Source organism: Hymenobacter tibetensis (assembly GCF_022827545.1).
GTDB lineage: Bacteria > Bacteroidota > Bacteroidia > Cytophagales > Hymenobacteraceae > Hymenobacter > Hymenobacter tibetensis.
Window position 1 is genome coordinate 85,603 of record NZ_CP094673.1, and the last position, 22,384, is coordinate 107,986.

Consider the following 22,384-nt stretch of genomic DNA (forward strand, 5'->3'; position numbering starts at 1 on the left):
GGCCTGCACGGCGCCTAGGTCGGTTGGCGCGCTACCAACGAAGAGGATCTGTCCTCCAGACTTCCATTGAACTTGTGCATGTTAGTGAACAATAAAACCTTAGTTGCAGTCAGTGCGTGCGTAACAGCAGTTTGGGCGGCTCCAGCGCAGGCCCAAATCCGGCTGCCCCACTTGGTGGACAGCGGCATGGTCTTGCAGCGCGAGCAGCCCGTTACTATCTGGGGCTGGGCTAGCGCCGGCGAAAAAGTGACCGTCACGTTCCAGGGTAAAACTTACCAGGCAACGGCTACCCCCGCGGGGAAATGGCGGGTTACCTTGCCCGCCCTGAAAGCCGGGGGGCCTTACGCCATGACGCTGAAGGCCAGCAACCAAGTGCAACTCAACGACATTTTGGTGGGAGACGTGTGGCTGTGCTCGGGCCAGTCGAACATGGAAATGCCGATGAGCAGTGTAAAGGATAAGTACCCGCAGGAAATGGCTTCGGCCAACAACCCGCGCATCCGGCAGTTCTTGGTGCCCATGCGCTACGCCTTTACAGGGCCGCAAGAGAACGTAACGGGCGGCAACTGGGTGGCGGCCACGCCGCAGAGCATCGGCCAGTTTTCGGCCGTAGCCTACTTTTTCGCCAAGGATGTTTACGCCAAGTACCAGGTGCCCATTGGGTTGATAAAAAACGCGGTGGGCGGTTCCCCAGCCGAGGCTTGGCTGAGCGCTACCGCCCTCAAGCAGTTTCCGGTTTACGAGCAGAAAAGCGAGAAGTACCGGGACAGTGCCTACCTAGCCAAGGTGCAGGTGCGCGAAAAAGAAACTTCCCGCGCTTGGTACCAACAGCTGCACCAAGCCGACCAGGGAGAAGCGCCAACCCAAACGAAGTGGTCTAGCCCCCAGTACAGCGCCACCAACTGGCCGACCATGAACGTGCCTGGGTATTGGGCAGATCAAGGATTAGGCCCCGTTAACGGCGTGGTGTGGTTTCGCAAGGAAGTGCAAGTGCCCGCCAGCATGGTGGGGCAGCCCGCCCAACTAGAACTCGGTACCATCGTCGACTCGGATTCCACCTACCTCAACGGCCAGTTTGTGGGTTCCGCCGGCTCCCAGTACGACCTTCGCAAGTACAGTATCCCCTCGGGCGTGCTGGTGCCGGGTAAGAACACCATTGTGGTGCGCGTCATCAACAACAGCGGGCGGGGTGGGTTCACGCCGGAAAAGCTCTACCAACTCCGGGCCGGCGGGCAAACCTTGGATTTGAGCGGGGCCTGGTACTACAAGCTAGGAGCTAGTACAACCCCAGCCCCCAGCACTACCTTCTTTCAGTTCCTGCCTGGTGGGCTCTACAACGGCATGATTGCGCCGCTCTTGCCCTACGCCATCAAGGGTGTGCTCTGGTATCAGGGCGAGTCGAACGCCGGTCGTCCGCAAGACTACCAGGCCCTAATGACCAGCTTGATCAACGACTGGCGGCAGCACTATCAGCAGCCCAATCTGCCGTTCCTGTACGTGCAGCTGCCCGACTTTATGGCCACCAGAAAAGAGCCCAGTGAGAGTGGCTGGGCTGAGCTACGCGAAACGCAGCGGCGCTTACTGGCGATGCCCCACACCGGCATGGCCGTTACGCTCGGGCTCGGGGAGTGGAACGATATTCATCCGCTTGCCAAGCAGCCAGTTGGGCACCGGCTGGCGTTAGCCGCCGAGAAGGTAGCGTACGGAGATCGGCAGGTGGTGTATTCGGGGCCCCTATACCACACCATGCAGGTTGTTGGGAACAAGGTAACGCTCAAGTTTACGAACGTTGGCAGCGGCCTAGTAACCAAGGGCGGAGAACCGAATTACTTCGCAGTTGCGGGAGCCGACAACAAGTATGTATGGGCCAAAGCCAAGCTGGAAGGCAACCAAGTGGTGGTGTGGAGCGACCAGGTGCCGAACCCGGTATCCGTGCGGTATGCGTGGGCCGACAACCCCGAAGGCGCCAACCTCTACAACCGGGAGGGGCTCCCTGCCTCCCCTTTTCAAGCCAGCACGCAGCCGCAGTAAGCATAGCTGTTGAAACAACCCATTCACTTTTCCACGGCCAAAAATATGATACCCCAACAAGCGTAGATCAACGAAAACAACCGACCCAACTGGTCTTTTGAAGGGTGTGGGAACCCTATGGGGAAGATCAGGGGGGAAGGTTTACGGCTGAGGCAAACACCCCTCGTGTAGGGCAATGTCTCAACCAAAACCAACCCGGCTGGTCCTTGAAAGGGTGTGGGAACCCTATGGCGAGGACCGGCCGGGAAGGTTTATTGCTTATCGAGGTGGCCGAGGCTGCCACCCACAATAACACGTAGCAGTACCAACGGTAGCGGAACCTCTACTGCCGTGCTTACCAGTACAACATCTGGCCCTGGAAACTTACCAGCGGCCGAACAAATCCGACCAGCAGCACACTTTCCACTCAACCTTGAAAAAGCAAATTATATACTCGGTGCTCTCCCTCGCGTTAGGCGGGATGGCAATGAACTTCGTTCAGAAGACGGAACCGACGTTGAAGGAGGTGTTCAAGAAAGACTTCTACGTCGGGGCGGCCCTCAACTACAAGCAAAGCAGTGGGCAGGACGCTAAATCGACTGCCCTGATTCAGCAGCAGTTCAACACCATCAGCCCCGAAAACCTGCTGAAGTGGGGACCCGTACACCCGCAGCCCGACAAGTACAACTTCAAGCCCGCCGACGACTACGTGGCGTTTGGGCAGCAAAACAAGATGTTCATCATCGGCCACACGCTGATGTGGCACCAACAAACCCCCAAGTGGGTGTTTGAAGACGAAAACGGCCAGCCCGCTAGCCGGGAAGTGCTGCTCAAGCGCCTGCAAGAGCACATTACTACCGTCGTCGGCCGCTACAAAGGCAAGATCAACGGCTGGGATGTGCTGAATGAAGCCATCGACGACCAGCAAGGCGACCTGCGCAAAACCAAGTGGCTGGAAATCCTAGGCGAAGATTTCGCCGCCAAAGCCTTCGAATACGCGCACCAAGCCGACCCCAAAGCAGAGCTCTACTACAACGACTATAGCCTTTACCGCCCCGAAAAACGGGAAGGCGTCATCAAGCTCGTGAAAAGCCTGCAAGCCAAAGGCATCAAAGTAACCGCCATTGGCATGCAAGGCCACTACGGCCTAACCAAACCGAGCATCGACCAAGTGGAAGCCAGCATTGTGGCCTTCTCTAAGCTCGGGGTGCATGTGAACTTCACGGAACTCGACATCGACGTGCTGCCCAACCCTAGCCGGCGCCAGGGAGCCGACATTGCCGAAAACTTTGCTGCCGATGCCAAATACAACGTGTATCCTACGGCCTTGCCTGATTCGGTGCAGCAAAAACTAGCTAAACGCTACGCCGACCTATTTGCCTTATTCCACAAGCACCGCGACGTTATTGACCGCATCACCCTGTGGGGCGTAACGGATGCCGACTCTTGGCTGAACGACTGGCCAATTAGAGGGCGCACCAGCTACCCATTGCTATTTGACCGCGCCTACCAGCCCAAGCCTGCTCTTCAGGCAGTACTGCAGACGGCGAAAAACAAGATGTAAGCCGCGGCAAGCGTGCATTGCTACAGAGTAACCGGTTGTCTTGGCCCTAGTTGAATTTCTTTTTACCAATTAGGTGCCTGACAAGCGTTGAATAGTAGCCAATTTTCGGTGCAGACCGTTGGGTCTTGGAACCGAACAATCGATTATCATGAAGCGTAATTTTTTGCTTTTCTCCACCTGCTTGCTGCCTCTTCTGAGCAGTGGCCAGACAACAGCCTTACAAAGCTTTCCGGTATCGGCAGTGCACTTGCTGGAAAGTCCGTTCCAGCAGGCGCAGCAGACCGACAAAGCCTACATGCTGGCCCTTAACCCCGACCGGCTACTAGCTCCCTACCAGGCGGAAGCGGGCATTCAGCCGAAGGCTGAGCGCTACGGCAACTGGGAAAACACGGGTCTGGATGGTCACATTGGCGGGCATTACTTGTCGGCGCTGGCGTTGATGTACGCCGCTACCGGTGATGCGCAGGTGCAGCAGCGCCTCACCTACATGATTGATGCGCTCGACGCCTGCCAGCAGAAAAATGGCAATGGCTACCTCGGTGGCATCCCCGGCGGCAAGGCTATGTGGCAGCAGGTGAAAGCCGGCAACATCAAGGCCAACAGCTTCGGGATGAACGAGAAGTGGGTGCCCTGGTACAACCTGCACAAAACCTACGCCGGCCTGCGCGACGCCTACCTAATTGGGGGCAACGCCAAGGCGAAAACCATGCTTGTTAAGCTGACTGATTGGTGCCTGGACCTCACGGCCAACCTCACCGACGCGCAAATTCAGGATATGCTGCGCAGTGAGCACGGGGGCCTAAACGAAGTGTTTGCCGATGTGGCCAGCATCACCGGCGACTCCAAGTACCTAACGTTGGCGCACCGCTTTTCGCACCGGGCGGTGCTGGAGCCGCTGTTGGGCGGCAAGGACGTGCTTAACGGTATGCACGCGAATACGCAAATTCCAAAAGTCATTGGGTTTGAGCGTATCGCGGAGGTAGGAGGGGATCCTACCTGGACCAACGCCGCCACTTTCTTCTGGAAAACGGTGGTGGAGAACCGCACGGTGTCAATTGGCGGCAACAGCGTGAGTGAGCACTTCAACCCGGCCGACAACTTCACGTCCATGCTCGAAAGCACGGAAGGCCCCGAGACGTGCAACACCTACAACATGCTCAAGCTCACCAAGCAGTTGTATCTCACCAGCGCCTCCACGCGCTACCTCGACTACTACGAGCGGGCTCTTTACAACCACATTCTCTCGTCGCAACATCCTGGCCAAGGCGGCTTTGTGTACTTCACACCCATGCGCCCGCGCCACTACCGCGTGTATTCCGAGCCGCAGGAAGGCTTCTGGTGCTGCGTCGGCTCGGGCCTGGAAAACCACGGCAAGTACGGCGAACTGGTGTACGCGCATCGCGCCGAGCAAGAGCTACTCGTGAATCTGTTTGTGCCCTCGCGCCTCAGTTGGGTTGAGCAGGGCCTCACCCTCACGCAGCAAACGACGTTTCCCTTCGAGGAACGCTCGCAGCTAGCGTTGAAGCTGAAAAAGCCGCGCACGTTTGCGCTTAGCATCCGCCAGCCCGGTTGGCTGCCGGCCGGTAAGATGGCGGTGCAGGTCAACGGTAAGCCGGTGGCCGCAACGGCTAGTTCGCCGGGCTACGCCACCGTCACGCGCAAGTGGCGCTCGGGCGACGTAGTGACGGTGGCACTGCCCATGGAAACCAAAGCGGAGTACCTGCCCGACCATTCGTCCTGGGTGTCCTTTGTGCACGGCCCGGTGGTACTGGCTGCCGTTACCGACACCACCGACCTAACCGGCTTGCGCGCCAACGGCCAGCGCATGGCGCACGTGCCAACCGGGCAGCTTTATCCCATTGAAGACGCCCCCGTGCTCGTTTCTACTAGCCAGAACGTAGCCGAAGGCATCAAGCCCGTAGCCGGACGGCCGCTGACATTCACCGCCGCTGGTCTAGTCGATTCCGACCACAACCGCAGCGTGCAGTTGGTGCCCTTCTACCAGATTCACGACGCGCGCTACATGGTGTACTGGCCCGTGACAACTCCTGAAGGCCTCGCCGCCCGCAAAGAAGAAATCCGCCGCCGCGACGCCGAGAAACGCGCCCTGGAGGCCCGCACCATTGATCAGGTAACGCCTGGGGAGCAGCAGCCGGAATCGGACCACGGCTTCCAAGGAGAGCAGTCCGAGACGGGCACCTTCCGCAACCGCCACTGGCGGCACGCCGCCGGCTGGTTTAGCTACAACCTGCGCAACCCCAACAAGGCGGGCCGCGCGCTCCGCGTCACGTATTCTGGGGGCGATAAAAACCGGCAGTTCACCATCTTAGTCAATGGCGCCCCCCTGGCGAAGGTAGCCCTCGAAGGTAATCCGCAACGTGAATTCTACGACGTGGAGTACGCCTTGCCCGAAGCCCTGCGCCGGAATGCTGCCACCACACTCATCGTAAAGTTCGTGGCGGCGGCGGGCTCCACGGCAGGCGGCGTCTACGACGTGCGGCTACTCAAATAAGGGGCGCCTGAGTAAGGCACCATTCCGATTAAACACTTCAGAACATCCACCCGAACCTACTAGCATGCTCTTAACGCGACTGAAGGTATTTCTTCCTGCCCTGGCAGCTCTGCTGCTGCAAAACGCCGCTTCTTCTGCTCAATCGATTGAGTTGGTAAACCCCATCATGACGGGTTTCTACCCCGATCCGAGCATCATTCGCGTCGGCACGGATTACTACCTGGTGAATTCCACGTTTTCCTACTTCCCCGGCATTCCGGTCATGCACAGCAAAGACCTGAAAAACTGGAAGCAGATCGGCAACGTCATCAGCCGGCCCTCCCAGATGAACTTCATGGGCGACCGGATGACCCGCGGGTTGTTTGCCCCGGCCATCGAGTACCACAACGGCACGTACTACGTCACCTGCACGCTCATCGACCACAAGGGCAACTTCGTGGTGACGGCCAAGAATCCCGCCGGCCCCTGGAGCGACCCAACTTTCCTACCCGAGGTACGCGGTATCGACCCCTCGCTGTACTTCGAAGGCGACAGAGCCTACGTTATCTACAACAGCGACCCACCCGGCACGCCCCTCTACGATGGCCACCGCTCCATTAAGATGATCGAGCTGAACCCGCAAACCCTGAAAACCGTGGGCGAAGCTAAAATTGTGGTCAACGGCGGCGTGGACCTGAGCAAGAAGCCCGTCTGGATTGAGGGCCCGCACCTCATGAAGCGCAACGACTGGTATTACCTCTACGCGGCTGAAGGCGGCACGTCGGTCAACCACACCGAGGTGGTATTCCGCAGCAAGGCGCCGCTGGGCCCGTTTGTGCCTTACGAGAAAAACCCTATCCTCTCGCAGCGCGAGCTGCCGAAGGACCGCAAAGACCCTATCACGTCGGCCGGGCACGCGCAGTTTGTGGAAGGTCCCGATGGCAAGACGTACGCTATTTTCCTGGCGGTGCGGCCCTATGAGGGCAACTTCTACAACACCGGGCGTGAGACCTTCATTGTGCCCGTGGAGTGGAAAGATGAGTGGCCCGTAATGGTGCCTGGCCCCAACGGGGTGCAGTACTCCTACAAAGCCAACTTCCCTGAGGTGAAGCAGCCCGGCGCCCGGCCACAGAGCGGCAACTTCAACTACACCCTCACCTTCGAGAAGCAGCTCGACCCCGCGTTGCTATTCCTGCGCACAGTCGATAGCACCAATTTTTCGCTAAGTAAGGCCAAGGGACTCACCTTGAAGCTGAAGCCTGAAACGGTGGCCGAAACCGGCAATCCGGCCTTCGTCGGCAAGCGCCAGCAGCACATGTACTGCACCACCGAAACCGAATTGACGTTCGCGCCGAAATCAGCCAACGAAAAGGCGGGCCTGACCATCTTCCAAGACGAGAAGCACTTCTACTACCTCTGCAAGTCGGTAGACAATGGCAAGCCGATGCTGCAGCTCTTCAAAAGCACCGCCGATGCCAAGCAACCGGAACTGCTGGCCCAGGCGCCGCTTAAGTCGGCTACGGCTAGCGTGCAGCTGCGCATCCAGGCCCAGGGCGACGCTTACACTTTCGGCTTCTCGGAGAATGGCAAGACGTGGACGGTGCTCAAAGACAAGGTCGATGGCAAGTTCCTGAGCACGCAAGTGGCGGGCGGCTTCATCGGCTGTGTGTTTGGGATGTACGCCACTTCTTCGGGCCAGCCCACGACTAACACGGCTGCCTTTAAGTGGCTCAAGTACGAAGGCAACGACCCTGTGTACAAGAAGTAAGGTCCTGGCCGCTCGCGGCTAGGAGCCCGCATTGTCCCTTTCTTTCCACCCCATGTGCTGCTTTATATCCCGCCGACTGCCGCGGCGGGAATATGGCGCACTTTTTCATTATCCATGAAAAAGTTTGCATGCCTACTTGCCCTAGCGGCAGTTGCGGCCCTGGCAACCCCTGCAGCAGCCCAGACTGCGGCCGCTGGCAAGCCCATCAGCCCCGATTTGTTTGGTATCTTCTTCGAGGATATCAACTACGCGGCCGACGGTGGCCTCTACGCCGAGCTGATACAAAACCGCTCCTTCGAATACGCCCCCGGCGACCACGAAGGCTGGAACCCGCTCACTAGTTGGGAGTTCCTCCGGGAAGGCTTCGCCACAGGCAGCCTGTCGGTGGAAACCGCGGCGCCCCTGCACGCCGATAATCCGCACTACGTGCAGCTGCGGGTAGAAACGCCGTTTCAGAAGGGGGCAGGGCTCAAAAACGTAGGGTTTGATGGCATACCGCTGAAGGCGGGTGAGAAGTACGACTTTTCGGTGTGGGCGCGCGTGAAATCAGCGGCGGCTGTGCCGTTACTAGTGCAACTGCGCGACCCGAAAGGCGCGGTGCTGGCCGAAACCACGTTGTCGGCCCAAGCGGGGGAATGGCAGCAGTTCCGCGCCACCCTTACCCCCCGCACCACGGAAGCCACTGCTAGTCTGGTAGTATTGGCCACTGGCAAGGGCGTGGTCGATTTAGACATGCTCTCGTTGTTTCCGCAAAAAACGTTTCGCAACCGCCCCAACGGTTTGCGGGCCGATTTAGCGCAAGCCATTGCCGACCTCCACCCGAAGTTTGTTCGCTTTCCGGGTGGCTGCTTGGCCCACGGCGACGGGCTGGATAATATCTACGACTGGAAAAAAACCGTGGGGCCGCTGGAGCAGCGGAAGGGCCAGCGTAACATCTGGAACTACCACCAAACGGCGGGCCTCGGCTACTTCGAGTATTTTCAGTTTTGCGAAGACATCGGGGCCAAGCCGTTGCCGGTAGTGGCTGCGGGCGTGAGTTGCCAAAACTCGGGCGGCACCTGGAAGATTGGTGGCACTGGCCAGCAGTGTGTGCCTATAGCTGACATGGAAGCTTACACGCAAGACGTGCTGGATTTAATAGAATACGCCAATGGTCCGGTTAGCTCACCCTGGGGTGCCAAGCGGGCTGCTGCGGGCCACCCCAAGCCGTTTGGGCTCACCTACATCGGCATCGGCAACGAAGACAAGCAGACCCCCGAGTTTCGGAAGCGGTTCAAGCTGCTCTATGACGCCATGCGCCGGCAACACCCCGAAATCACCATCATTGGTACCGTGGGGCCCGGTCCGAAAGGCGAGGATTACGACCTAGGCTGGGCCTTCGCCAACCAGCTGAACGTGCCGATGGTAGACGAGCACTACTACGAAACGCCCCGGTGGTTTATGACCAACAACCAGCGCTACGATCGTTACGACCGCAGCAAGGCCAAGGTGTACGTAGGCGAATATGCCTCTTGGGGCAACACGCTGTACCACGCCCTGGCCGAGGCGGCCTACATGACGTCGTTGGAGCGTAACGGCGACGTGGTTCAGCTAGCCTCCTACGCCCCCCTGCTGGCTAAAGAAGGCCACACCCAGTGGAAAACCGACCTGATCTACTTCACCAATACCACCATAGCGCCCTCCGTCAACTACTACGTGCAGCAGCTTTTCGGCCAGAACCAGGGCGACACCTACCACACCGGGGTGGTGACGCTGCCCCCCGGTGCCATTGCCGACACCACCGTCGCGGCCTCCTGCGTGCGTGACGCTAAGTCCGGCGACATCATCCTGAAGCTGGTGAATACGGTGGCTAGCCCCCAGCGCTTTACTGTGGATTTGACGCGCTTTGCTGGGTTGAAAACCGCTGCCACCCAGACAGTTTTCACGGGGCCAAAGGATGCCACCAACTCCTTCGCTAGCCCGCGAACCGTTGTGCCCAAGGCCGCTGCCTACAAGGCCGCCAAGCGCTTTACATACACCGCCGCGCCGTACTCGCTCACCGTGATTCGGGTACGAGGAAAGGGGTAAAGTTACCGCGCCACTTCCCCACACCCATTTCTTACTTCGTTAATTATCATGCGTTTGTCTTTCTTTTTTGGCGCGTTTATGCTTGCTGCTACTGCTACCCAGGCCGCTTCGCCTATCCGCATCAATAGCCCCGATGGAGCCGTGCAAGTGACGGTAGATGTAACCGCCCAGGGGCAGCCCACCTACGCCGTGCGCTACCGCCAGGCCGAGCTGCTGCGGCCTTCGCACTTAGGGCTCCGCCTAGCTAGTGCCGACCTCACGCAGGGCCTCAAACTAACGCAGGCCGATAAGGTAACTGCCGTAGCCGACGACTACCAACTGGCCACCGACAAGCGCGCTGCCTGCCGCTACCGGGCCAACCGCCGCGTGGTGCACTTCGCGGGGCGGGCAGGAGCGCCTACCCTGAGCGTGGTGTTTCAGGTGTCGAACGATGGAGTGGCGTTTCAGTATCTTATTGAAGGCAAAAGCGCCGACGTGCAGCGCATCACGGCCGAAAACACCACGTTTCATCTGCCGGCCGGGGCCAAGGGTTGGCTGCACCCGCACGCCAAGGCTCAGACTGGCTTTGCCAACACGCAGCCCTCGTACGAGGAGAATTATCAGCGCGGCATCGCGGCGGGTACGCCGTCTACCATCGGGCAGGGGTGGTCGTTTCCGGCCTTGTTTCAAACCAACAGGCATTGGGTGATGCTGACTGAGGCGGGCATGGACCGCACCTACTGCGGCACCCACCTCGCCCACGAGTCGCCCGATGCCGAGTACGCCGTGGCCTTCCCGCAGCCACCCGAAAAAACCACGCCCGACGCGGCCCTGCTACCCGAAAGCCGCCTGCCGTGGCGCACGCCCTGGCGCGTAGTAGTGGTAGGCAACTCGCTGGCGCCCATCGTGGAATCGACGCTGACGACCGACCTGAGCGCGCCCGCTAAAACGCCCGTGCTCACCGACGCGCCCGGCAAATCGTCGTGGTCGTGGGTGCTAATGGGCGACCAAAACACCACTTACGACGTGCAGCGCCGCTTCATCGACTACGCCGCCACCATGGGCTGGCGTTACTGCCTGGTCGATGCGCTCTGGGACAAGCAGATAGGCTACGACAAAACGCAGGAGCTAGCGCAGTATGCACGCTCCAAAAACGTGGGCCTACTGGTGTGGTACAACTCGAACGGTAGTTGGAACCAGGCGCCGCAAACGCCAACCAACGTGCTTTTTGAGCCCGAAAGCCGACGCAAGGAGTTTGCCCGCATCAAGCAAATGGGCGTGGCCGGGGTGAAAATCGACTTCTTCGGGGGTGATGGGCAGTCGTTTATGAACTACTACCAGGACATCCTGACGGATGCCGCCCAGGTGGGTCTGCTGGTGAATTTTCACGGCGCTACCCTGCCCAGGGGCTGGAACCGCACCTACCCCAACCTGATGACCATGGAAGCCGTGAAGGGCTTCGAGTTCCTGACCTTCGACCAGCGCAACACCGACCAAGAAGCTACCCACTGCGCCACATTGCTCTTCACCCGCAACGCCGTAGGCCCGATGGACTTCACGCCCATGGCCTTTTCGGAGATTCGGGGCAAGGAGCGCCGCACGTCCAATGCGTTTGAGTTGGCTTTGTCGGTGCTGTTTCAGTCGGGCATTCAGCACTACGCCGAGGTACCCGAGGGCATGGCGGCGCAACCCGCCTACGTGCAAGACTTCGTGAAAAAGCTCCCCCCCCGCTGGGCCGATGTGAAGCTGGTAGACGGCTTCCCCGGCGAGTACGCAGTACTCGCCCGCCAGGCGCCTGGCGGCGCGTGGTACGTGGCCGGCATCAACGCCACCGACGCGCCCAAAACCATTCAGGTTGACCTCGGCAAATTAGGCCTCAAAAGCGGCACGCTCATCACCGACGGCGATACCAACCGCAGCTTCAGCACGCGGGCCGTGGCGGGCAACACCGTCAGTGTGACGCTACCCGCACGGGGCGGCTTCGTGGTACAGCCCTAGGTCCTCCCAGCCATTCTCCCCACCCCTTACCGAGCGGCAAACCCGTGCGAAATACCGCCCCGCTGCCCCTTGTCTCCACCTTATGAACGCACGCTTTTCTTTCCTTCTCCGCAGCCGAATCAGCTTGCTGCTGCTTGGCCTGCAATGCGCTGGCCTAGGTAGCGCAACTGCCCAGCGCGCTCCCAAACCCAAACCGGCGCCCATCACGCAGAAAGGGGCTTTTTACACCGGTAAGTACCCTAGCTTGCTGCGAGAGGCGGGCTATAGCCAAGCCGCCATCGACCAAAAAGTAGCGCAAGCCTACCACGACGTATTTGAAGGCCCTAACAAGGTGTACTTCGAGGTGAGCGACTCGATGGCCTACGTGTCGGACGTGAAAAACCACGATGCCCGCACCGAAGGCATGTCATATGGGATGATGGTGGCCGTGCAACTCAACAAAAAAGAGGTGTTTGACCGCCTCTGGCGCTGGTCGAAGAAGAACTTGCAGCACCAAAGCGGGCCGCTGGAAGGCTACTTCGCCTGGAGTTTCAGCACCACCACGATGAAGCTCAATTCGGAGGGCCCCGCTTCGGATGGGGAATTGTATTTCGTTACGAGCCTGCTGTTTGCGTCCAACCGCTGGGGCAATACTACCGGCATCAATTACTATAAGGAAGCTCGCCGCATCCTGGATGCTTCGTGGAAAAAAGACGGCACTGGCGGCGTCCGTAACCTCTTCAACACCCAACACAAGCAGATAACCTTCGTGCCGGTGGGGGATATGTATAACTGGACGGACCCTTCGTACCACGTGCCGGCTTTCCTGGAAGTGTGGGCGACCTACGCCAAGGACGGGCACGAGCAGTTTTATCGGACCTGCGCCGATACGTCACGGGCGTTTTTGCACCGGGCGTGCGCCGCGCCCACCGGCCTCAACTACGACTATACCGAGTTTAGCGGCAAGCCCCACGCCACCAACTGGGCGCCGCCGGCGTTTCGCTACGATTCGTGGCGGGTGCCCATGAACATTGCCATGGACTACGTATGGTTTGGCAAGGACAAAGCCTGGCAGGAGCAGTATGCGCGGCGGTTTCAGGGGTTTCTGCGCGGCAAGGGGCTGAACACGTTCGAGGACCAGTTTAATGTGGATGGCTCGCGGCCCGAGTTTATTCTGCCGGCTGGCGACGTCAAGAAGCTGCGGCATTCGCTCGGGCTGGTGGCCACCAGCGCATCAGCCTCGCTCATGCGCCAAGACCAGGACCTGGCCTTCGTGCATGCGCTCTGGAACGCCAAACTGGCACCCTACGAGGATGGCTACTTCGACTCCTACTACGACGGCCTGCTGTACCTGTTCAGCCTGATGCACTTGAGCGGCAAGTACCAGGCCATCAAGCCCGCGCAACCCTAATTTCACCCTTGCACTGGTTGTTCCTTATCCATGAAGCACTTACTGAAGCAGAGCGTCTTACTTGCCGGCCTTGCCCTTGCCTCTGCCGTTGCCTCGCCGCTCCTGGCGCAGGTGAAGCAGGCGCAAAACCCCATCATCTTCGCCGACGTGCCGGATTTGTCGATGATACGGGTGGGGGATACCTACTACATGAGCAGCACGACCATGCACATGAGTCCGGGCGTGCCCATCATGAAGTCCAAGGACTTGGTGAACTGGCACTTAGTCAGCTACGCCTCCGACACGCTAGGCAACCAGGATGAGCTGGCACTTAGAAACGGCAAGAGCACCTACGGCCGCGGGTCGTGGGCGAGCAGCTTGCGGTTTCACCAGGGCACGTACTACGTCTCGACGTTCGCCCAGACTACCGGCAAAACCTATGTCTATTCCACCAAGAACATCGAGAAAGGGCCCTGGAAAACCGTGTCGTTCAAGCCGAGCTACCACGACCATTCCCTGTTTTTCGACGACGATGGCCGGGTGTACCTGGTGTTTGGCACCGGTAAGCTGCGGCTGATAGAACTCACGGCCGACGCCTCCGGCGTGAAGCCAGGTGCCACCGAGCAGGTGATCATCGAAAACGCCAGCGCCCCGGCCGGCCCGAACATCAACCTGCAAGCCGAAGGCTCCCAGCTATTTAAAGTCAAGGGCAAGTACTACCTCTTCAATATTACCTGGCCGAAGGAGGGCATGCGCACGGTGGTGGTGCACCGGGCCGATAAAATCACGGGGCCTTACGAAGGCCGGCTGGGGCTGCAAGACCTAGGCGTGGCGCAGGGCGGCCTCATCGACACGCCCGATGGCCGGTGGTTTTCCTACTTGTTCCGCGATTATGGGGCCGTGGGCCGCATTCCCTACCTAGTGCCCGTGACGTGGACTGACGGTTGGCCGGTGCTCGGCACGGCTGGCAAGGTGCCCCAAACGCTGGCCCTACCCCCCAGTAAGGGTTTGATTCCGGGCATAGTAGCGTCGGATGAGTTTGCCCGGCGCAAAGGCGAGCCGGCCCTGCCGCTAGTATGGCAGTGGAACCACAATCCCGAAAACTCCCTGTGGTCGCTCTCCAACCGCCCCGGCTACCTGCGCCTGCAAACGGACCGTGTAGACACCACGTTCCTGCTGGCCCGCAACACCTTGACCCAGCGCACCATCGGTCCGACCTGCGCCGGCACCACGGCCCTGGATGTATCGTACCTGAAAGACGGTGATTTTGCGGGCCTAGCCCTCTTGCAAAAGCGGTACGGCCTGGTGGGGGTGGACTTCCGCAACGGCGCCAAATCCATCGTCATGGTGAGTGCCCAGTCGGAGAGGCCCGTGGAGTTGCAGCGCCTGCCGCTCACGCAGAACACGGTGTATTTCAAGGCGGAATGCGACTTCACGGAGCGCAAAGACGTGGCGACTTTCTTCTATAGCCTCGATGGCAAAACGTGGAAAGCCATCGGCGAGCCGCTTAAGATGGCTTACACGCTGCCGCATTTTATGGGTTACCGATTTGGGCTGTTCAACTACGCCACCAAGAACCCTGGCGGCTATGCCGATTTCGATTACTTCCGCATTACGGACAAGACCACCGGAGCCAAGTAAGCGTGTGCTTAACAACTGCCTAGAACGGTCCTGCTGCGCTTATCGAAGCCTCTCTACCGTTTCGTTGGACGGTGTAGACGAAGCGGTAGAATGCTTCGACAAGCGCAGCAGGACGGCCTTTTGAATTCTAATCCTACTCGAACTTCTACCTCGATGCTGAATTGTAGACTGCTTTATACACTAGGCGCGCTGGCCTGCTTGTGCGGGGGCGTTGCGCAGGCGCAGAACCCAATCATTACCAATCAATTCACGGCCGACCCAACGGCGCGGGCGTTTAATGGCCGGGTGTACGTGTACCCCTCGCACGATATTCGGGCCACACCGGGGCACGGGCGGGCCGGCTGGTTTGTGATGGAGGACTACCATGTGTTTTCCTCCGCCAATCTCACGGAGTGGACCGACCACGGCGTGATTGTGACGCAGAACAAAGTGCCATGGGTGAAGCCTGATAGCTACAGCATGTGGGCGCCCGACTGCATGTTCCGCAACGGCAAGTACTACTTCTATTTCCCGACTACCCCCCGCGATACGACCATCAGCAAGGGCTTTACGGTGGGGGTAGCCGTGTCGGATAAGCCCACCGGCCCCTTTGTGCCGCAGCCGCTGCCCATCAAGGGGGTGCGCGGCATCGACCCCAACGTGTTTATCGACAAAGACGGGCAGGCGTATCTGTACTGGTCGCAAGGCAATATCTACGGCGCTAAGCTCAAGGAGAACATGCTGGAGCTAGCCTCCGAACCCAAGACGCTAGGCGAACTGCCCACCAAAGGGTTGAAGGAAGGCCCTTATCTGTTTGAGCGCAAGGGAATTTACTACCTGACGTACCCGCACGTCGAGAACAAGACCGAGCGCCTCGAATACGCTACCAGCACCAGTCCCCTAGGGCCGTTCACGGTGAAGGGCGTACTTATGGACGAGTCGCCGACAGGCTGCTGGACCAATCACCATTCTTTATTGGAGCTCAAAAACCAGTGGTACCTGTTCTACCACCACAACGACCTGTCACCCGCCTTCGACAAAAACCGCTCGGTCCGCATCGACAGCTTATTCTTTCAGCCCGACGGCTCCATTCAGAAAGTGGTGCCAACCCTACGCGGCGTGGGCCTCACCGACGCCAAGCAGAAAATCCAGGTCGACCGCTACAGTCGCCTGAGCAGCAGCGGCGCGAACATCGCCTTCCTGGATACCGCCAACAAGTTTCAGGGCTGGAAAACCGTGTTTGCCAACAACCAAGGCTGGGTGCAATACAACGGGGTAGCCTTTGGCAAGCAGGCGCTCAAGACAGTAACGCTACGCACAATGGCGGCCGCCGGCGCCATGGTACAGCTGCGGGCCGATGGGGCCACCGGCCCGGTGCTGGCCCAAGTAACTGTGCCCAAGGGCAGCCAGTGGCAGGAGATAAAAGCGCCCTTATCGGCCTTCAAGCCCGGCACACACACGCTGGTCGTTTCCTCTAAAACGAACACGCCCGTGGAGATTGACTGGGTCAAGTTCGAGTAAGCGAGTCAAGCCTAGGGGCTTTCTACCTAGGATGAGAAGCTCCTCGGCGGCCACAGTGGCGCTGTTGTTTTATCTGTCAAATCAATCAAACCTACACAGTAGGAAGGGGCTAGCTCCGCCGCCTTTTCCTGCTCAGCTCTCTTTCGCTACAACCTAGCCTTATGAAATATACCTTGCTCGCCGCCCTGTTGGCCCTCGGAACTTACCTGCCTGCGCAGGCGCAAAACCCCATCATCAAAGACGTGTTCACGGCCGACCCGTCGCCGCTGGTGTACCGCGACACGCTGTTCCTGTACACCGGCCACGACACAGCTTCGGTGCAGGAAACCAACTACAAGATGCCCGATTGGCGCATCTATTCCACCACCGATATGGTGCACTGGAAAGACTACGGCACGCGCCTCTCGCCCCGCACCTTCGCTTGGGCTACTGGGGATGCTTACGCGGCGCAGTGCGTCTACCACAACGGCAAGTTCTATTGGTTTGTGTCCACCTTCCACAAGAAAGACGACAACAGCCAGGGGGGCTCGGCCATCGGGGTGGCCGTGTCGGACCGACCCACGGGCCCGTTCAAGGATGCTATTGGCAAGGCGCTTATTGTCAATGAGATGACTAAGGACCTGCCGCACGCCTGGGACGACATTGACCCCACGGTTTTCGTGGACGACGACAAGCAGGTGTACATGTACTGGGGCAACGGCAGCTGCAAGTGGGTGAAGCTCAAGGACAACATGACCGAACTGGCTAGCCCTATCACCACCTTCAAGCCCAAGAACTACATCGAAGGTCCTTGGCTGTACAAGCGCAAAAAGCTCTACTACCTCGTGTACGCCAGCGCCGGTACCAAGCCCGAAATGATAGAGTATTGCACCGCCCCGAGCGCCGCCGGGCCGTGGACGTACCGCGGCATCATCCAGGAGAACGTGCCCAACAGCTTCACCACCCACCCCGGTATCACCGACTACAAGGGCAAGAGCTACTTCTTCTACCACAACGGCTCGTTGCCTACCGGCGGTAGCTACCGCCGCTCCATCTGCGTGGACGACATGTACTACAACCCCGATGGTACCATCAAGCCTATTGTGCAGACGACCAAAGGGGTAGCGCCGGTGAAGTAATCTTCTTGCTCCCCAAGGCCGACCTAGGTCACTTGTTCTTTCTCGAAAACCAACATGCTTCACCGTTGCCTCACCTTGCTCCGAACAAAGCCCGCTTGCTTGCTATTGCTTGTGAGCTGGCCGATTGTAGGGTTTGGCCAACGCTTCCGGAGCTACAAGTCAAGCGCCGACCGGGTGACAATTGCCTTAGCTGAGGGGCAACTAGTGCTGCGGCCCCTGGCCGAAAACGCCATTCGTGTGCAGTACATGCAAGGGGCGTTGCCTACGCCGCCGGAATTGGTGCTGACAAGCCCAGCGGCGGTGCCGGCGTTCAAGGTGACGGAAACGAGTACAGCGGTGCAACTGGCCACCAAGCAGGTGAAGGTGCTGGTGGACAAGGCCACCGGCGCCGTGCGCTACACGGACCGTACCGGCCGCGTGTTTCTGCAAGAGCAGCCAACCACCCGCCTTCGGGCCGCTGCGCCCGTGCTGGGCGCAGCCAATGTGGTGGCCGAGCAGCAGTTCCTGACCGCGCCGGACGAACTGCTGCTGGGGCTAGGTCAGTTTCAGGACGGGCACTTCAACCTGCGCGGCATTACCCGGCAGCTCACGCAGGTGAACACCCAAACTGCCCTGCCGTTCCTCTATTCCAGCAAAGGCTACGGCCTGCTTTGGCACCAATACGGCCTTACCGATTTCAACCCGGCCGACGCGCCCATTACGCTGGAAAAGCAGGTGCTAGCCACCGCGCAACTGGGCCAGGCCGTGGACGCTACTACCGCCACCGGCACCCAAAAAGTAGCCCAGGGGCAGGCTATATACACCGGCACCTTCACGCTGCCCGCGGCGGGGGAACACACGTTCATACTCGATCTAGGCGGGATGGGCAACCGGCACTACGTAGCCATTGACGGCGTGGCCTGCCTCGATTTCAGCAATTTCTGGCTGCCGCCCACGGCCAGCGCCCGGGTGAAGCTGGCGGCGGGGGCGCACCGCATCCAGGTGGTGTGCAAGGCCGATAACACGCCGCGCGTGACCTACAAGCGCGTCGATGGGATGACCACGTTTCGCTCGCCCAATGCCCAACTGTTGGACTACGTGGTGTTTTATGGGCCACAGGCCGAGGCCGTCATCCAAACCTACCGCCACCTGTCGGGGCAAGTGCCGCTGCTGCCGCAGTGGGCCTACGGCTTTTGGCAGTGCCGCGAGCGGTACACTTCCAGCGCGCACCTGACCGAGACGGTGCAGGAGTTTCGGCGGCGCCAGATTCCGATGGACGTAATTGTACAGGACTGGCAGTACTGGGGCAAATATGGCTGGGGCGTCATGCAGTTCGACGAGGCCAAATACCCCGACCCAGCCGCCCTGATGCAGAATCTGCATGCCCAACACGCCCGCTTCAATATTTCAGTGTGGGAAAACCTGAACAAGGAGTCCACCATCGGCAAAAGCCACGTAGCCAAGGGGTTGTATATTCCGGACAGCCCCTGGCTGGACCTCACCAATCCGGCGGCGCGCACGGCGCACTGGGCGGCTATGAACCAGCATCTGTTCGGCTACGGCGTAGATTCGTGGTGGCTGGACGCCACCGAACCGGAAAACGACGCCCTGCACGGCAAACAGCTGTTTGTGGGGCCGGGCGACTTTTACCGGCTCACCTATCCGCTCTTCGTCAACCAGGCCGTGTACGAGGGCCAGCGCGCCACCACCCAGGATAAGCGCGTGTGCATCCTTACCCGCTCGGCTTTCCTAGGGCAGCAGCGCTACGGCACCATCAACTGGTCGGGCGACATTGGCGGCACCTGGGAAAGCTTCAAGCGCCAGATTCCGGCCGGCTTGCACTTCACCATCACGGGCCAGCCGTACTGGACCACCGACATCGGCGGGTTTTTCCGGCTCGGCGCCGGGCAGTACACCGACCCGCAGTACAACGAGCTGCTGATGCGCTGGTACCAGTGGGGAACGTTCACGCCTGTTTTCCGGGTGCATGGCTACCAGACCGAAACCGAGCCTTGGAAAAACGGCCCCGTAGTGGAAGCCAACATTCGGCAGCTGCTAGACGTGCGCTACCGCTTGCTGCCGTACCTCTACTCCGCAGCCTGGCAAGTACATGCCAACGGCTCGACGCTGATGCGCCCGCTAGTGATGGATTTTGCCACTGATACGGCCGCCACGCACCAAGCCTACGAGTACACATTTGGGCCTGCTTTCCTAGTGGCACCCGTCACCAAACCGGGCGCAACGGAGTGGCCCGTGTACTTGCCGAAAGCGGCCGCGTGGTACAACTTCTGGACGGGCCAGCGCCATGCCGGCGGGCAAACCGTGGTGGCGCCTGCGCCTCTGGCTACCACCCCGGTTTTCGTGAAAGCCGGCGCCATTGTGCCTTTGGGCAAACGCCTGCAATACACCGGGCAGAAGTCGGCTGACACGCTGGAAATCAGGGTGTATGCTGGCGCCGATGGCCGCTTTGCCCTTTACGAGGATGAAGGCGACAGTTACCGCTACGAGCAGGGCCAACATACACTTATCGACTTTGCTTGGAACGAGAAACGCCAGACGCTCACCATCGGCCCGCGGCAGGGCACTTACCCCAGCGAATTGTCGCGGCGGGTGTTCAACCTGCTGTGGCCCAGTGAGGCTAATGGGCTGGGCGCCGCGGTTGGTACGCCCCAAAAACGAGTAGTCTACACCGGCAAACGATTGACGATTAAACGCTAGCTCTGGCTTCCTTGTGGGCTTGAAATCAACGACATGAAAAAGATTTTCTTCAGTATTCTGCTAGTAAGTGCTGCCTTCCAACTGCGCGCCGAAGACGGCCACCAGCTCTGGTTGCGCCCACACGCCGCGGTGCCGGTTACGGTGGTAGCACCCACTAAAACCTCCGCCTTGCTTGCCACGGCGAAACAGGAATTGCAGCAAGGTTGGCAGGGTAGCGCCGGGGCCACCGTCACCCTGACCCTCAAGAAGGACAAGGGCATCAACTACGACGGGTTTCGCCTGAGTGCGCAAGGGGTGCAGGCCGCCACCGAGCGGGGCCTGCTGTACGGGGTATTCGAGCTGCTGCGGCGTCAGCAAACTGGCCAGCCGGTGGCTGATGGCGTTTCCAATCCCTCGTACGAGCTCCGCTTGCTCAACCATTGGGACAACCCTGACGGGTCGGTGGAACGGGGGTACGCGGGCAAGTCCATCTTCTGGCGCAAAGACAGCGCTTTGGTCATGACCAAGCGCGACAAAACCCTGTGGCAAGAATACGCCCGGGCCAACGCCTCGGTGGGCATCAACGGCAGCGTGCTCAACAACGTGAATGCCTCCCCCATGATACTCTCCGCCGAGTACCTGGGCCGCGTGAAAGCCATTGCTGATGTGCTGCGGCCTTACGGCGTGAAGACCTACCTCTCGGTGAAATTTTCGTCGCCGGTGCTGCTGGGGGGCCTGAAAACCGCCGACCCGCTGGACCCAGCCGTCATCAAATGGTGGCGCAGCAAGGCCAAGGAGATTTACCAGCAGGTGCCGGATTTTGGTGGCTTCCTGGTGAAAGCCAGCAGCGAAGGGCAGCCCGGTCCGCAGGACTACGGCCGCACCCACGCCGACGGCGCCAACATGCTGGCTGATGTGCTCAAGCCCTACGGCGGCTTGGTGATGTGGCGGGCCTTCGTGTACAGCCCCAACGACAAGGACCGCGCCAAGCAAGCCTACAACGAGTTTGTGCCGCTCGACGGCAAATTTCGGGACAACGTCATCATTCAGGTGAAAAACGGGCCGGTGGATTTTCAGCCCCGTGAGCCGTTTAGCCCGCTGTTTGGAGCGCTGAAAAAGACGGCCGTCATGCCCGAGTTTCAAATCACGCAGGAGTACCTCGGGCACGCCATCGACCTGGCATATCTGGCGCCGATGTGGGAAGAGTGCTTGCAAAGCGACACCTACCAAGCGGGCCCCGGCAGCACCGTGGCCCGCTGCACCAACGGCAGCGTATACCGCCAGGCGCACTCGGCCATGGCCGGCGTGTCCAACGTGGGCCTGGACACCAACTGGACCGGCCACGACTTCGCGCAGGCTAACTGGTACGCTTTCGGGCGGCTGGCCTGGAACAGCAGCGCCAAAAGCGCCCAACTGGCCGAGGAGTGGCTGAAGCTAACTTTCCAAAACGCCGCCAACGGTGCTACGCAACCAGCCACCGCCGCCGATTGGAATGCCAAGTTCCTGACGCCCGTAACGCAGTTGATGCTGGCCAGCCGTGAGGCCATCGTTGATTACTCGATGCCGCTGGGGTTACACCATATTATGTCGGCCACCCACGAGCACTATGGGCCCGGCCCGTGGTGGGCGCCGCCCAAAATGCGCGCCGACTGGACCCCGCCCTACTACCACCAGGCCGCCGCCAACGGCGTGGGCTTCGACCGCACCAAAACCGGCAGCGACGCCGTGAGCCAGTACCACGAGCCCTTGGCCTCACAGTTCAACAACCCCGCCACCTGCCCCGACGAGTACTTGCTCTGGTTCCATCACCTGCCCTGGGATTTCAAGATGAAAAGCGGCCGCACGCTCTGGGACGAACTGGCCCTGCACTACGAACACGGCGTGCAGCAGATGCGCCAGTTTCAGCGCACCTGGGACCAGGCCCAGCCTTACGTGGATGCCGAGCGGTTTGCGGTGGTGCAAAACAAGTTGCGCACCCAAAGCGGCAACGCCGTGGTGTGGAAAGACGCTTGTTTGCTGTACTTCCAGCAGTTCAGCCACTTACCCATTCCGGCTGCCGTGGAACCGCCCATGCACACGCTGGAAACCCTAGTTGCCAACGACACGCCAACCCGGCCGCGGCAACCCCGCCAGCCTTAGGCACTGCTGATTATTCAGTTAGCTGCTTGCGAGTTGCCCGCTTTGCCCGTTCCCACCCACGTTG

Annotated in this window: 12 protein-coding genes; all 12 read left to right on the top strand. The window is 59.9% G+C overall.

The window, feature by feature from the left end; all coding sequences use genetic code 11:
* Nucleotides 1-78: 78 nt before the first annotated feature.
* Nucleotides 79-2,031, top strand: coding sequence for a sialate O-acetylesterase (locus MTX78_RS24765; RefSeq protein ID WP_243803423.1), 1,953 nt, complete (start codon nt 79-81; stop codon nt 2,029-2,031).
* Nucleotides 2,032-2,443: 412 nt separating this feature from the next.
* The gene (locus tag MTX78_RS24770) at nt 2,444-3,574 is read left to right on the top strand and encodes an endo-1,4-beta-xylanase (protein WP_243803424.1); all 1,131 of its coding nucleotides are present in this window, start codon (nt 2,444-2,446) and stop codon (nt 3,572-3,574) included.
* A 148-nt stretch (nt 3,575-3,722) separates the two neighbouring features.
* The gene (locus MTX78_RS24775) at nt 3,723-6,086 is read left to right on the top strand and encodes a glycoside hydrolase family 127 protein (RefSeq protein ID WP_243803425.1); all 2,364 of its coding nucleotides are present in this window, start codon (nt 3,723-3,725) and stop codon (nt 6,084-6,086) included.
* Between the two features lie 64 nt (nt 6,087-6,150).
* Nucleotides 6,151-7,833 carry a glycoside hydrolase family 43 protein gene (locus tag MTX78_RS24780; protein WP_394805624.1) on the top strand — a complete coding sequence of 561 codons (1,683 nt, stop codon included), beginning with the start codon at nt 6,151-6,153 and terminating at the stop codon, nt 7,831-7,833.
* Nucleotides 7,834-7,947: 114 nt separating this feature from the next.
* Nucleotides 7,948-9,900, top strand: coding sequence for an alpha-L-arabinofuranosidase C-terminal domain-containing protein (locus tag MTX78_RS24785; RefSeq protein ID WP_243803426.1), 1,953 nt, complete (start codon nt 7,948-7,950; stop codon nt 9,898-9,900).
* A 48-nt stretch (nt 9,901-9,948) separates the two neighbouring features.
* Nucleotides 9,949-11,877, top strand: coding sequence for a glycoside hydrolase family 97 protein (locus tag MTX78_RS24790; RefSeq protein WP_243803427.1), 1,929 nt, complete (start codon nt 9,949-9,951; stop codon nt 11,875-11,877).
* 82 nt (nt 11,878-11,959) lie between these two features.
* On the top strand, nt 11,960-13,267 hold the full coding sequence (locus MTX78_RS24795) for a glycosyl hydrolase family 8 (RefSeq protein WP_243803428.1): 1,308 nt from the start codon (nt 11,960-11,962) through the stop codon (nt 13,265-13,267).
* 30 nt (nt 13,268-13,297) lie between these two features.
* Nucleotides 13,298-14,887, top strand: a complete 1,590-nt coding sequence (locus MTX78_RS24800) for a glycoside hydrolase family 43 protein (RefSeq protein WP_243803429.1) — start codon at nt 13,298-13,300, stop codon at nt 14,885-14,887.
* 153 nt (nt 14,888-15,040) lie between these two features.
* Complete coding sequence (locus MTX78_RS24805; protein ID WP_243803430.1) at nt 15,041-16,387, top strand: family 43 glycosylhydrolase; 1,347 nt, start codon at nt 15,041-15,043, stop codon at nt 16,385-16,387.
* Between the two features lie 161 nt (nt 16,388-16,548).
* The gene (locus tag MTX78_RS24810; RefSeq protein ID WP_243803431.1) at nt 16,549-17,505 is read left to right on the top strand and encodes a glycoside hydrolase family 43 protein; all 957 of its coding nucleotides are present in this window, start codon (nt 16,549-16,551) and stop codon (nt 17,503-17,505) included.
* A 111-nt stretch (nt 17,506-17,616) separates the two neighbouring features.
* Complete coding sequence (locus MTX78_RS24815; protein WP_243803432.1) at nt 17,617-20,202, top strand: glycoside hydrolase family 31 protein; 2,586 nt, start codon at nt 17,617-17,619, stop codon at nt 20,200-20,202.
* A gap of 33 nt (nt 20,203-20,235) precedes the next feature.
* Nucleotides 20,236-22,320 carry an alpha-glucuronidase gene (locus MTX78_RS24820; RefSeq protein WP_243803433.1) on the top strand — a complete coding sequence of 695 codons (2,085 nt, stop codon included), beginning with the start codon at nt 20,236-20,238 and terminating at the stop codon, nt 22,318-22,320.
* Nucleotides 22,321-22,384 lie beyond the last annotated feature (64 nt).